The organism is Pseudomonas sp. NFACC56-3 (assembly GCF_900100025.1).
GTDB classification, from domain to species: domain Bacteria; phylum Pseudomonadota; class Gammaproteobacteria; order Pseudomonadales; family Pseudomonadaceae; genus Aquipseudomonas; species Aquipseudomonas fluorescens_AA.
Map to the genome: position 1 here is coordinate 41,521 of NZ_FMTK01000031.1, position 12,829 is coordinate 54,349.

8 protein-coding genes are annotated in these 12,829 nt (G+C 62.4%); 6 read left to right on the top strand and 2 right to left on the bottom strand.

Translation table 11 applies throughout. From position 1 onward, the window contains the following. Nucleotides 1–103: 103 nt before the first annotated feature. On the top strand, nucleotides 104–1,924 hold the full coding sequence (typA, locus tag BLO80_RS27435; protein WP_072407441.1) for a translational GTPase TypA: 1,821 nt from the start codon (nucleotides 104–106) through the stop codon (nucleotides 1,922–1,924). A gap of 225 nt (nucleotides 1,925–2,149) precedes the next feature. On the opposite strand, the gene BLO80_RS27440 is transcribed toward typA, so the two are convergent. Continuing rightward, nucleotides 2,150–2,587 (bottom strand): YkgJ family cysteine cluster protein, encoded by a 438-nt coding sequence (locus tag BLO80_RS27440; protein ID WP_025211360.1) that lies wholly within the window; start codon nucleotides 2,585–2,587, stop codon nucleotides 2,150–2,152. 251 nt (nucleotides 2,588–2,838) lie between these two features. Between BLO80_RS27440 and BLO80_RS27445 the strand changes: the two genes are divergently transcribed. The 5 genes from BLO80_RS27445 (at nucleotide 2,839) to BLO80_RS27465 (ending at nucleotide 12,451) form a co-directional block, all read left to right on the top strand. Further along, entirely contained in the window at nucleotides 2,839–5,289 is a 2,451-nt protein-coding gene (locus BLO80_RS27445; RefSeq protein WP_092333624.1) for a glycogen/starch/alpha-glucan phosphorylase, read from the top strand. Nucleotides 5,290–5,578: 289 nt separating this feature from the next. Beyond that, nucleotides 5,579–9,202 carry a DUF2339 domain-containing protein gene (locus tag BLO80_RS27450; protein ID WP_092333626.1) on the top strand — a complete coding sequence of 1,208 codons (3,624 nt, stop codon included), beginning with the start codon at nucleotides 5,579–5,581 and terminating at the stop codon, nucleotides 9,200–9,202. After that, nucleotides 9,199–10,581, top strand: coding sequence for a DUF3999 domain-containing protein (locus BLO80_RS27455; RefSeq protein ID WP_092333628.1), 1,383 nt, complete (start codon nucleotides 9,199–9,201; stop codon nucleotides 10,579–10,581). Before BLO80_RS27450 ends, BLO80_RS27455 begins: the two co-directional genes overlap by 4 nt. Nucleotides 10,582–10,840: 259 nt before the next feature. Next, a complete protein-coding gene (locus BLO80_RS27460; RefSeq protein WP_092173410.1) occupies nucleotides 10,841–11,851 on the top strand; it encodes a class 1 fructose-bisphosphatase in 1,011 nt (336 codons plus the stop codon). A 3-nt stretch (nucleotides 11,852–11,854) separates the two neighbouring features. Beyond that, entirely contained in the window at nucleotides 11,855–12,451 is a 597-nt protein-coding gene (locus BLO80_RS27465) for a DUF924 family protein (protein ID WP_092333630.1), read from the top strand. A gap of 104 nt (nucleotides 12,452–12,555) precedes the next feature. Here BLO80_RS27465 and BLO80_RS27470 read toward each other — a convergent pair. Next, a partial coding sequence (locus tag BLO80_RS27470) for a transposase (protein ID WP_139197131.1) occupies nucleotides 12,556–12,829 on the bottom strand: 274 nt, incomplete at its 5' end.

The window sequence follows — 12,829 nt, forward strand, 5'->3', positions numbered from 1 at the left end:
GGCCCCCCGACGCCGCCGACAGGCTGTAACGGCTTTGTCGGACTCAACGTAAATCGCTGCCACGACCTGTCAGCACACCGAATCCTCTGATCGAGATACACAAGTGATCGAAAATCTACGCAACATCGCCATCATTGCTCACGTTGACCATGGTAAGACCACCCTGGTAGACAAACTCTTGCGTCAATCCGGCACCCTGGAGCGCAACGAGCTCAACGACGAGCGCGTGATGGACTCCAACGACCAGGAAAAAGAGCGCGGTATTACCATCCTGGCGAAAAACACCGCCATCAACTGGAACGGCTACCACATCAACATCGTGGACACCCCGGGCCACGCCGACTTCGGTGGTGAAGTAGAGCGCGTGATGTCGATGGTCGACTCCGTGCTGCTGCTGGTTGACGCTCAAGACGGCCCTATGCCGCAAACCCGTTTCGTGACCAAGAAGGCGTTCGAAGCCGGCCTGCGTCCGATCGTGGTCATCAACAAGGTCGACCGTCCAGGCGCGCGTCCGGACTGGGTTCTGGACCAGATCTTCGACCTGTTCGACAACCTGGGTGCTACCGAAGAACAGCTGGACTTCAAAGTCGTCTACGCCTCGGCCCTGAACGGCATTGCCGGTCTGGACCACACCGCCATGGCTGAAGACATGACCCCGCTGTACCAGTCGATCGTCGACGACGTACCGGCGCCGAAAGTCGACCGTGACGGTCCGTTCCAGATGCAGATCTCGGCACTGGACTACAACAGCTTCCTGGGTGTGATCGGCGTTGGCCGTATCGCCCGTGGTCGCATCAAGCCGAACACCCCGGTGGTTGCCATCGACGCCGACGGCAAGAAGCGCAACGGTCGTATCCTCAAGCTGATGGGTCACCACGGCTTGCACCGCATCGACGTTGAAGAAGCAGCGGCCGGCGACATCGTCTGCGTCAGCGGCTTCGAGCAACTGTTCATCTCCGACACCCTGTGCGACCCACTGAACGTCGAAGCGATGAAGCCGTTGACCGTCGACGAGCCAACCGTTTCCATGACCTTCCAGGTCAACGACTCGCCATTCTGCGGTAAAGAAGGCAAGTTCGTGACCAGCCGTAACATCAAGGAACGCCTGGACAAAGAGCTGCTCTACAACGTTGCCCTGCGCGTTGAAGAAGGCGACTCGGCCGACAAGTTCAAGGTGTCCGGCCGTGGTGAGCTGCACCTCTCGGTACTGATCGAAACCATGCGTCGCGAAGGCTTCGAAATGGGCGTGGGTCGTCCTGAAGTGATCATCCGCATGGTTGACGGCGTCAAGCACGAACCGTACGAAAACGTGACCATCGACCTGCCGGAAGAATCCCAGGGCGCGATCATGGAGCAGATGGGCCTGCGTAAAGGCGACCTGACCAACATGGTTCCGGATGGCAAGGGCCGTGTGCGCCTTGAGTACAACATCCCGGCCCGTGGCCTGATCGGTTTCCGTAACGAGTTCCTGACCCTGACCTCCGGTGGCGGCATCCTGACCTCGATCTTCGATCGTTACGACGTGATGAAGTCCGGCGACATGTCCGGCCGTCAGAACGGCGTGCTGGTATCGGTTGCGACCGGCAAGGCCCTGACCTACTCGCTGGAAACCCTGCAAGCGCGCGGCAAGCTGTTCGTCGAGCACGGCCAGGATATCTACGAAGGTCAAATCGTCGGCCTGAACAGCCGCGACAACGACCTGGGCGTGAACCCGACCAAAGGCAAGAAGCTCGACAACATGCGTGCTTCGGGCAAGGACGAAACCATCGCCCTGGTTCCGCCGGTCAAGTTCACCCTGGAGCAAGCGCTGGAGTTCGTGCAGGAAGACGAACTGTGTGAAGTGACGCCTAAGTCGATTCGCCTGCGTAAGAAAATCCTTGGCGAAAGCGAGCGTACCCGCGCTGCCAAGAAAAGCGGCAACTGAGTTTCGACTTAGTTAGTAGCTGAAAAAACGCCCCTGATTGTGAGATCAGGGGCGTTTTTTTATGCCTGGGATTTGTGCGGTGCTTGTCAGGGCCCCTTCGCGAGCAAGCCCGCTCCCACAATGGATTTTCAGTGGACACAGACTTTGTGTCCGACATAGTTCCACTGTGGGAGCGGGCTTGCTCGCGAAGGCGATCGGCCAAACGCCGCAGAAACTAGCAGCCGATCAGAATTTGTCCAGCGTCCGCGGATTGCGCTCGCGCTCCACTTCCTTGGGCTTGTAGGCACAATACCCGGGTCGCGGCCCAATCCGCGGATGGTTGCGGCAGGTGTCCGGGCGCTTCTCGTAAATGGTGCACAACCGGCTCTTGCGGTCCAGATAAAGGCAATCGTTGTTGCTCATGCGCTGGAGCGTGAAAATTTCCGACTTCTGGTTGTAGCGCTCGACGATCCCTTCCTTTTGCAGGCGCTTGGCGATGTTCTTCGGCGGGTCGCCCAGTTCGAACTCATCGACGATGCCGATGCGGATCAGGTCCTTGATCTTGGCTTCCACCGGCAGTGTGCAGCAGCTCGATACGCAGGAACCGCACATCGGGGCGGAGTACTTGGCCCAGGTATCGAGTCGGTCGATCTCCGCGGCGGCGATCAGGTTGGGCTTCATCATCACGGTTTACCAGCATGCATCAGGGCGCGCGATCATACCGGGACTGGTGAAATTTTGAACGACCATCCGCCAGTTTTTTTTCATCCCGGCCAAACCCGCCCGGATCGGCACGGCCCCTGCATTCATTCGCTTATCCGGCAATTCTCTGACGACGATTCTCCGCCACAGGGAAAAACCACCGAACCAGAGCCTGTGCCGTCTGTCAGACCGACTAGGCTCAGACAATTCCATGCTCGTTCGAGGTCTCATCAATGACTCAAGAACCACTTGTTCGCGAAGCCGAAGTCGCTGCTTTTCGCGATGCCGTGTTGACCAAACTCACTTACGCCGTCGGCAAGGACCCGGATCATGCGTTTGATCACGATTGGTTCGAAGCCATTGCCCTGGCCGCCCGCGACCACATGGTCGAACACTGGATGGACCACACGCGGCAGATCTACCGCAAGGGCCAGAAGCGCGTCTATTACCTCTCCTTGGAATTCCTCATCGGGCGCTTGCTCTACGACAGCCTGAGCAATCTCGGCCTGCTGGACACCGCGCGCGAGGCCCTGACCGAACTGGGCGTGGACCTGGAGCGCATCCGCCTGCTCGAACCCGATGCGGCGCTGGGCAACGGTGGCCTTGGCCGCTTGGCGGCGTGTTTCATGGAAAGCATGTCCACCCTGGGCATCGCCGGCCATGGCTACGGGATTCGTTATGAGCACGGCCTGTTTCGCCAGGCCATCGTCGACGGCTGGCAGCAGGAGCAGACCGAGCATTGGCTGGATTTCGGCAACCCGTGGGAGTTCGAGCGGCCAGAGGTGGTCTACCCGATCGGGTTTGGCGGCAGCGTCGAGACCGTCACCGACGACACCGGCAAGACCCGGCAAGTCTGGTCCCCGGCCGAAACTGTGCGGGCCATTGCCTATGACACCCCGGTGGTGGGCTGGCGCGGTGCCAGCGTCAACACCCTGCGCCTGTGGCGCGCCCGGGCGGTGGAAGACCTGCACCTGGAACGCTTCAACGCCGGCGACCACTTGGGCGCGGTGGCGGAAGTGGCCCGGGCCGAAAGTATTTCCCGCGTGCTGTACCCGGCCGACAGCACCGAAGCCGGCCAGGAACTGCGCCTGCGCCAGGAATATTTCTTTGTCGCCGCCTCGTTGCAGGACTTGCTGCGCCGCCATCGCAACATGCACACCTCGGTGCTGACCCTGGGCGATCACGCGGCGATCCAGCTCAACGACACGCACCCATCCATCGCCGTGGCCGAGCTGATGCGGCAATTGGTGGACGTCTATGACGTGGCCTGGGATGCGGCCTGGCAGATCACCCAGGACACGCTGTCCTACACCAACCACACGCTGCTGCCCGAAGCCCTGGAGACCTGGTCGGTGGGGCTGATGGAGCGCATGTTGCCCCGGCACATGCAGATCATCTACCTGATCAACGCCCAGCACATCGATTCGCTGCGGGCCAAAGGCGTGCACGATTTCGATGTGCTGCGCTCGGTTTCGCTGATCGAAGAGGACAACGGCCGCCGGGTGCGCATGGGTAACCTGGCGTTTCTCGGTTCCCACAGCGTCAACGGTGTGTCTGGGTTGCACACCCAACTGATGCGCAGCACGGTGTTCTCCGAGTTGCACAAACTCTATCCAGATCGGATCAACAACAAGACCAACGGCATCACCTTCCGCCGCTGGTTGTTCCAGGCCAACGCCGAATTGACCTCGATGATGGTCGACGCCCTCGGCCCGAGCGTGCTCGACAACCCCGAGGAACGCTTGATCGAGCTGGAGCCGTTCGCCGATAAACCGGCGTTCCGCAAACAGTTCGCCGAGCAGCGCCTGCACAGCAAGAAAGCCCTGGCTTACCTGATCCACGAACGACTGGGCATTGCCGTGAACCCGGCGGCGATGTTCGACGTGCAGGTCAAGCGGATCCACGAATACAAGCGCCAGTTGCTCAACCTGATGCACACCGTGGCGCTGTACCAGGCGATTCGCGCCGAGCCGGAAGTGGATTGGGTGCCACGGGTGAAGATCTTTGCCGGCAAGGCCGCCGCCAGTTACCACCAGGCCAAGCTGATCATCAAGTTGACCAACGACATCGCCCGAGTGGTGAACAACGACCCGACCGTGCGTGGTCTGCTCAAAGTGGTGTTCCTGCCCAACTACAACGTCAGCCTGGCCGAAAGCATCATTCCGGCGGCGGACCTGTCTGAGCAGATTTCCACGGCCGGCTTCGAAGCGTCGGGCACCAGCAACATGAAGTTCGGCCTCAATGGCGCCCTGACCATCGGTACCATGGACGGCGCCAACGTGGAGATGCATGAGCGCGTCGGTGGCGAGCACATGTTCATTTTCGGCCTGACGGCTGAACAAGTGGAAGCGCGCAAGCAAAACGGTGAGTTCAGCGCTGCGCCGGACATCGCCGCCTCCCATCGCCTGAACGATGTATTGCAGGCGATACGGGGCGGGGTGTTCTCGCCGGATGATCCGATGCGCTACGCCGGGCTTGTCGACTCGCTGGTGGACTATGACCGCTTCCTGGTCTGTGCCGACTTCGACTCGTACTGGAACGCCCAGGCCAAGGTCGAAGAGCGTTGGCACGACGACAAGCAGTGGTGGCGTTCGGCGGTGCTCAACACCGCGCGCATGGGCTGGTTCTCCTCGGACCGGACCATCCGTGAATACGCCACCGACATCTGGAAAGCCCTGGAGTAGCATTTGCTGCAAGAAATGTGAGCGAAGCCCAACGGCGGTTGGGCTTCGTCGATATACTAAGCGCCAGTTTCGCCGGGCTGTGCGGCCGGACTCAGTTATTGGCAGCGCCAACATTCCAATGTGGGAGCGAGCTTGCTCGCGATAGCGGTGTATCAGTCAACCTTAAGGTGTCTGTCATGCCGCTATCGCGAGCAAGCTCGCTCCCACAGGGTTTGGGGGGCTACTAGACTGATCCAGGCATCGCATCACCCTGGTTACGCCCGCAACGGGCCGCTTAGGGATATCAACCATGCAATGGATCTTGACGTTGTTGGGCCTGGCACTCGGCTGGGTGGTGGACGAGTCGTTCGCCGATGCGCTGATAGGCGCACTGGTGGGGCTTGGCATCGCCCAGGCGTTTCGATTGGGGCGCCTGGGTGTCCAGGCGGCCAAGCAACAGATCTTGTTGCAAGAGGCCCAGCAGAGCTTGCTCACGTTGGAGGCCCGCCTGGCGGTACTCGAACGCGGTAAGGTGGCCGAACCGAGTGATCCGGCCCCCGCGCCCGAGGTTGTCGTGTCCCAGGCCGCGAAGCCCGCAACGCGCACCGAACCGGAGCTCGTCTGGGAATTGCCGCCAGACCTCGAACCCGCTCCCGCGATGGCCACCCAGGCCAGCCAGCCGTTGCCCGATGATATTTGGAAGCCCGCGCCAGAGCCGTCCAGCCGGCGTGCCGAGCGCGATTTTGCCCCTCTGCCCCTGGAGCCGATGGTGGCGGAGCCGGCGGCCCCGCGTGGTCCGAATCTGTTCGACCGCGCCCTCACCGGGGCGCGCAACTGGCTGTTCGGCGGCAATACCGTGCTGCGGGTCGGTGTGGTGCTGTTGTTCCTCGGCCTGGCGTTCCTACTGCGCTATGCCACCGAAGGCATGGTGGTGCCGATCGAGTTGCGTTACGCCGGCGTCGCGGCCAGTGCGCTGGGCCTGTTGGGCCTGGGTTGGTGGTTGCGCCAGCGTAACAACAGTTATGCACTGATGCTCCAGGGCACCGGGATCGCCGTGTTGTACCTGACGGTGTTCGCCGCCATGCGCCTGCATCCGTTGCTCGATTCCAAGGCGGCCCTGGGCTTGCTGGTGGCGGTGACGGTGTTCTCGGCGATCCTGGCGGTGACCCAGAATGCCCTGGGCCTGGCCGCGGCGGCGGCACTGGGCGGGTTTGCCGCACCGATCCTGACCTCTACCGGCAGCGGCAACCACGTCGCGCTGTTCAGCTATTTCATCCTGCTCAATGCCGGCATTCTCGCGATAGCCTGGTTCAAGGCCTGGCGCCTGCTCAACCTGATCGGTTTTGTCGGCACCTTCGGCATCGGTTTCGCCTGGGGCCTGCGTTCCTACACGCCAGAGCTGCTCTGGAGCACCGAGCCGTTCCTGATCCTGTTCTTCCTCATCTACCTGGCGATTGGCTTGCTGTTCACCCGCCGCAAGCTGCTGGAAATGAGCGATGTGCCTGAAGATGGTAGCCGCGACGCGTTGTTGCGCTGGTCGGCGCGCAAGGGCGATTACGTCGACGGCAGCATGCTGTTCGGCCCGCCGTTGGTGGGCTTCGGCTTGCAGTTCGCGTTGGTGCAGCACCTGGAGTTCGCCGCTGCCTTCAGCGCCCTGGCCCTGGGCATGATCTACATGGGTCTGGCGCGGTTATTGATGGGCGGCCGCGCCCTGCTGTTGGCGGAAACCTGTCTGGCCCTGGGGGTGATTTTTGCCAGCCTGGCAATCCCCTTGGGGCTCGACGCCCGTTGGACCGCGGCGGCCTGGGCCGTGGAAGGCGCGGGGATCTTCTGGCTGGGCCTGCGCCAGCAACGACCTTTCGCACGAGCCTTTGCTTTGTTGCTGCAATTGGGTTCGGCGCTGGCCTTCCTCAGCGAATTGCGATCTGGCGAAGGCAGCCTGCTCGACGGCTCACCGTTGGGGGCGCTGATGCTCGGCGGCGCTTTACTGTTCACGTTCTACCAACTGCGCAAGGCAGCCCCTGAACACACTGCGGCTTGGGAGCGCCAAGGCCTGCCGGTGCTGGCGGTGCTGGGCTTGGGTTTCCTCTATCTGCTGGCACCGTTGTTCTTCTTTACCCACGGCACGGCCATCGCCTGGGCCCTGGCCGGATTGGCGACGTTGTGGGTCGGCCTGCGCCTGCAATCGCGCAGCTTCCTGTTCACGGCGTTCGCGGTGCAATTGCTCGGCGGCGCACTGTTCCTGTTGCGCCTGCAAGGCGCCGAGGGCGATTCGGCGGCGGTGTTCAGCGCGGGCTGGAGCGGTTTGCTCAGTGCTTCTCTGATCGGTCTGGCGTTGATCGGTGGCATGTTGCTGGCTGCGCGCGACGACATGGTGCGCAACGATGTCCGGTTGCTGCGCGGCTTGTCGGTGGTGCTGCTGGCGGGATTGGTGCTGATCAATCTCGCGGTGCTGTTCGTCCTGCCCTGGCAAACGGCGAGCGGGGTGTGGGCGGCCAGTGGCCTGTTGATCATCTGGCTGAGCCTGTACCTGAAACAACGCGTGAGCTTTGTCTTCGGCCTGCTGTTGCAACTGCTGGGCGGCGCGTCGTTCCTGATGGCGGGGCCGGCGCTGCTGGGGCCGCTCAATACCGAGGATCTGCGGCCCCTGGCCCATAGCGGCTTCTGGACGCCGCTGGTCCTGGGGCTGGCGGCGCTGGTGGGTGCGTGGCGCCTGCAACGGGCGCACGCGGCGCAGGAGCTGGACGCCTTGAGCTTGCAGCGCCTGTCCGAGCTGTTGCTGATCTGGGGCGCGGGTTGGTGGGCGCTGGCGTGGGTCAGCGAAGTGCTGCGTTTTGCTCCGGCGAACCTGCAAGGCAGCTTGCTGTTGTTGGTTGCGGCCATCAGCGTGGCGGTGTGGAGCGTTTTGTCGCTGCGGTTGAAATGGCCGGCGCTGGGGCTGCTGTGCACCCTGTTGATCCCGGCGGCGGGCTGCGTACTGGTGGCGACGGGGCACAGTCACTATCACCCGGCCGCGAATTTCGGCTGGCTGGCCTGGCTGGCGGTATTTGCCGTGCATTTCCTCTCGCTCAAGCGCCTGGCGCCGATGCTGCCGGCCCGGGCGCGCAGTACGGCCCACGTACTTGGTTGCTGGTTGCTGATGGCAGTGTTGATGCTGGAGTTGCGTTACGGCCTGCTGTTGCTGTCCGAGCAGTACAACGCTTGGCGCTGGCTGGCCTGGGCGATCCTGCCAGGGCTTTATCTGGTGCTGATGGCCACTCCGCGTACCTTGCCATGGCCGGTTTCGGCACAACCCCGGGAATATCGTGTCTATGCGGCGGCGCCCATGGCGCTGTTGATGCTCGGTTGGTTCTGGCTGACCAACACCTTCAGTGATGGCAACTCAGAGCCCCTGCCTTATGTGCCGTTGCTCAATCCCTTGGAACTGGGCCTGCTGTTTGCCTTGTTCGGTATCTATGTGTGGGCTCGCAACGCCGTGGAGCAATCGACGAACGGCTGGAGTCGCGTCGGGCACATCGCCCAGTTGATCGCCGGTGTGTCGCTGTTCGCGTTCTTCACCGCCCTGGTGATGCGCACTGCCCACCAGTGGATGGGGGTGCCCTACGAGCTGGACGCGCTGCTCGAGTCGATGTTCGTGCAGGCCGGGTTGTCCATTGTCTGGACCTTGATCGCCCTGGGCCTGATGATCGGTGGGCATCTGCGCCATCGCCGTGAAGTGTGGCTGATCGGTGCGGCGTTGATCGCCGTGGTCGTGGCCAAGCTGTTCTTTGTCGAATTGAGTAACCGTGGCGGTCTGGCGCGGATCGTGTCGTTCATCGGCGTGGGTGTATTGCTATTGGTGGTGGGCTACTTCGCGCCGCTGCCGCCCAAGCGCCCGGAGACGGTCGCCCAGGATGAGCCGCCTATGCCTGTCAGTGAGGGAGTGTCATCTTGAGTCGCACGTTGAGTCGGATCGGGCTGGGAGTGGTCGGGTTGTGGGTGGCGTTGTCGGCCACGGCCCAGGAGCAACCGGCGGACTTCACCCATCAGGTGCCATTGTCCTTGAGCGGCGAGGGGCCGTGGTATCGCCTGCCGTTGCCACTGGACGTGCAGTTGCAGGCGCGGCAGACCGACCTGAGCGACCTGCGGGTCTTCAACGCCGCCGGGCAGGCCCAGGCCTACGCCTTGGTGCGCGAGTCGGCCCAGAGCCGGGAAAACCGCACCCTCACCGACGTGAAGTGGTTCCCGCTGTACAACGCCGCTGATGACCACGAGCGCGCGCCCAGCGTACGTGTGCAGTCGAACGCCAATGGCACGCTGGTGGAAGTTCAGCCATCGAGTCGGCTCGAAGCGGGGGAAGAGGAACTGCGCGGTTGGTTGCTGGATGCCAGCGCGATCAAGGCACCGTTGCAGCAGTTGATCCTCGACTGGACCAGCGAGCGCGACGGCTTCCAGCGGTTCACCATCGAAGCCAGTGACGACTTGCAGCACTGGCAATCCTGGGGTGAAGGCCAGGTGGCGCGCTTGACCTTTGCCGATGAGCGGGTCGAGCAGCATGAAGTGAACCTGCCGGGGCAACCGGCGCGCTATCTGCGGTTGCTGTGGGATTCGCCGTCCTCCGCGCCGGTGCTGACCTCGGCCCAGCTGCACAGCGCCAGCCGCGAAAGCCTGCCGTTGCCGCTGGTCTGGTCGCAACCGTTGGCCGGCAGCACGACGAAGGCCGGTGAGTACACCTGGCAGCTGCCCATGGGGCTGAACATCGAGCAAGTGCAGGTCGAACTGAGCCAGGCCAACAGCCTGGCGCCGGTGACCCTGGCCGGTCGCCGTGAAAGCAGCCATCCGTGGCAGCCGCTGGGCAGTGGCTTGCTCTATCGCCTGACCCAGAACGGCCAGGATGTGCTGCAAAACCAATTGCAACTGTCCGGCCAGACCGTGCAGCAATTGAAACTGACCGTGGACGAGCGTGGCGGCGGCCTGGGAACCGAAGCCCCGGCCCTGCGCTTTGCCGTGCGCCCGACCCAGGTGGTGTTCCTGGCGCGGGGCGAAGGGCCCTACAGCCTGGCGTTGGGCAGCGCGACAGTCAAAGCGGCCAACTTGCCATTGAGCACGCTGGTGCCTGATTACAAACCGTCGCGCCTGGCGACGCTGGGGACGGCGACCGTGAACGGCGCGGCCACGTCGACGCCGGCGGCGACCCCTGCAACCGCAAGCGCGCCTGCGACGGTCGATACCAACTGGAAGAAAATCGGCCTGTGGGCGGTGTTGCTGCTGAGCGTGCTGTTCCTCGCGGCGATGGCGTTCAGCCTGCTTCGCAAGCCGCCGGTCAAGAGCTGAAAGCAGAGGATCACCGACAAACCGAGTCGCCTGTTTCGCGAGCAAGCCCGCTCCCACATTTGAATGCGCTCGCAAGGTGACACGGTTCGGTGTGGGAGCGGGCTTGCTCGCGAAAGCGATCCTGCGGCAACCAAAAAACCACAAGCGAGCCGCCACCCCGTGAACTCAATCCTCCATTCCCCGTCTCATAGGAGGAATTAAGTCCCGACTCGCGCTAAACTGCGCTGGTTTTTCCGCCCCCTATTCTTCGGAGCCGTCCATGTCCCGCGTTACCTTGAGTCGCTATTTGATTGAGCAGACCCGCAGCAACAATACCCCTGCCGATCTGCGCTTTTTGATCGAAGTGGTGGCGCGTGCGTGCAAGGAAATCAGCCACGCCGTCTCCAAAGGCGCGTTGGGTGGTGTCCTGGGCAGCATGGGCACCGAAAACGTGCAGGGTGAAGTGCAGAAGAAGCTCGACGTGCTGTCCAACGAAATCCTGCTCGAAGCCAACGAATGGGGCGGTCACCTGGCCGGCATGGCGTCCGAGGAAATGGACAATGCCTACCAGATTCCGGGCAAATACCCCAAGGGTGCCTACCTGCTGGTGTTCGACCCACTGGACGGTTCGTCGAACATCGACATCAACGCGCCGGTCGGCACCATCTTCTCGGTACTGCGCTGCCCGAACGAATACCTGAGCCAGAACGAAGCCCTGAATGAAAAGGCCTTCCTGCAGCCGGGCACCGAGCAGGTCGCCGCCGGTTATGCCATCTACGGCCCCCAGACCATGCTGGTGCTGACCCTGGGCGACGGCGTCAAGGGTTTCACCCTGGACCGCGAGATGGGCAGCTTCGTCCTGACCCATGAAGACATCACCATTCCTGAATCCACCCAGGAATTCGCCATCAACATGTCCAACCAGCGTCACTGGGAAGCCCCGGTAAAACGCTACGTCGAAGAGCTGCTGGCAGGCGAAGAAGGCCCGCTGAAGAAGAACTACAACATGCGCTGGGTCGCCGCGATGGTTGCCGATGTGCACCGGATCCTGACCCGTGGCGGCTTGTTCATGTACCCGCGCGACAGCCGCGAGCCGTCCAAGCCGGGCAAGCTGCGCCTGATGTACGAAGCCAACCCGATGTCGTTCCTGGTGGAGCAGGCGGGCGGCGCTTCCACCGACGGTCACCAGCGCATCCTCGATATCAAGCCTGAAGGTCTGCACCAGCGCGTGGCCGTGTTCCTTGGTTCGAAGGAAGAAGTGGCCCGCGCCACGGCTTACCACAAGGAATAAATCATGGCCGAGCCCTGGCAGCCGTTGCTCGATTGGTGGTTTGGTGCAGCCCAGACACCGGACGAAATAGCGGCCGACAAGGGCAAGCTGTGGTTCGGCAAAGGCCATGATCGCCAGGCGCAAGAGCGCTTCGGCGATCGGGTCGAGCAGGCACTGGCCGGCGGGTTGACCGACTGGGCGCAACGCCCGGAAGGTTGGCTGGCCCTGGTGCTACTGCTCGATCAACTCCCGCGGATGATCTTTCGCGACACCCCCAAGGCTTTTTCCGGCGACCTGCGTGCCCAAGCGCTGGTGGCCCAGGGCATGGCGGCGGGTTTCGACCGGCAGCTCAAGCCGATCCAGCGCGTCTTCATCTACCTGGTACTCGAACACTGCGAAAACCTGGCGGTGCAGAACGAAGCCGTGTCGCGGTTCATCGACTTGGTCCGAGAGCAACCGGAGGCGGAACGGGCGGTGTTTGAAGACAACCTGGATTATGCCGAGCGGCATCAGAAGATCATTGCGCGGTTTGGACGGTTTCCCCATCGCAACGCGGTGTTGGGGCGCGAGTCCACGGCTGAGGAAATTGAATTTTTGAACAGGCCTGGGTCCAGGTTCTGATTTTTGCGGTGTAGCTGACGCCGCTATCGCGAGCAGGCTCGCTCCCACATTGATGACTTCGAACGCGGTCAACTGTGGGAGATTCTATGGTGCAGGGCTACCCCCTAAATGCCTTTCGGTAAATATTCGCTCTGATTCTTCAGCAGGGCGAATACCACTCGGGCAAGCTTGCGGGCCAGTGCTACTAATGCTTCGGTTGTGCTGAGTCCCCGGGCCCTTAGTGCCTCATAAAAACCCTTCCATGCCGCTGTGCGCCTCGCCGACATCGCGGCGTTATGCATCAATCGACGGGCCTCTGGGTCACCTCGCTTAGACAGGCAGCGGCGTCCCTTCTTTTTCCCTGAGTCCGATATACGCAGGTCTAGCCCCAGAAAAGCG

Excerpts from the sequence above, each read along its gene's own strand:
- BLO80_RS27460 (WP_092173410.1), top strand. The coding sequence starts at position 10,841 with ATGTCCCGCGTTACCTTGAGTCGCTATTTGATTGAGCAGACCCGCAGC.
- BLO80_RS27440 (WP_025211360.1), bottom strand. The coding sequence starts at position 2,587 with ATGATGAAGCCCAACCTGATCGCCGCCGCGGAGATCGACCGACTCGAT.
- BLO80_RS27445 (WP_092333624.1), top strand. The coding sequence starts at position 2,839 with ATGACTCAAGAACCACTTGTTCGCGAAGCCGAAGTCGCTGCTTTTCGC.
- BLO80_RS27450 (WP_092333626.1), top strand. The coding sequence starts at position 5,579 with ATGCAATGGATCTTGACGTTGTTGGGCCTGGCACTCGGCTGGGTGGTG.
- BLO80_RS27465 (WP_092333630.1), top strand. The coding sequence starts at position 11,855 with ATGGCCGAGCCCTGGCAGCCGTTGCTCGATTGGTGGTTTGGTGCAGCC.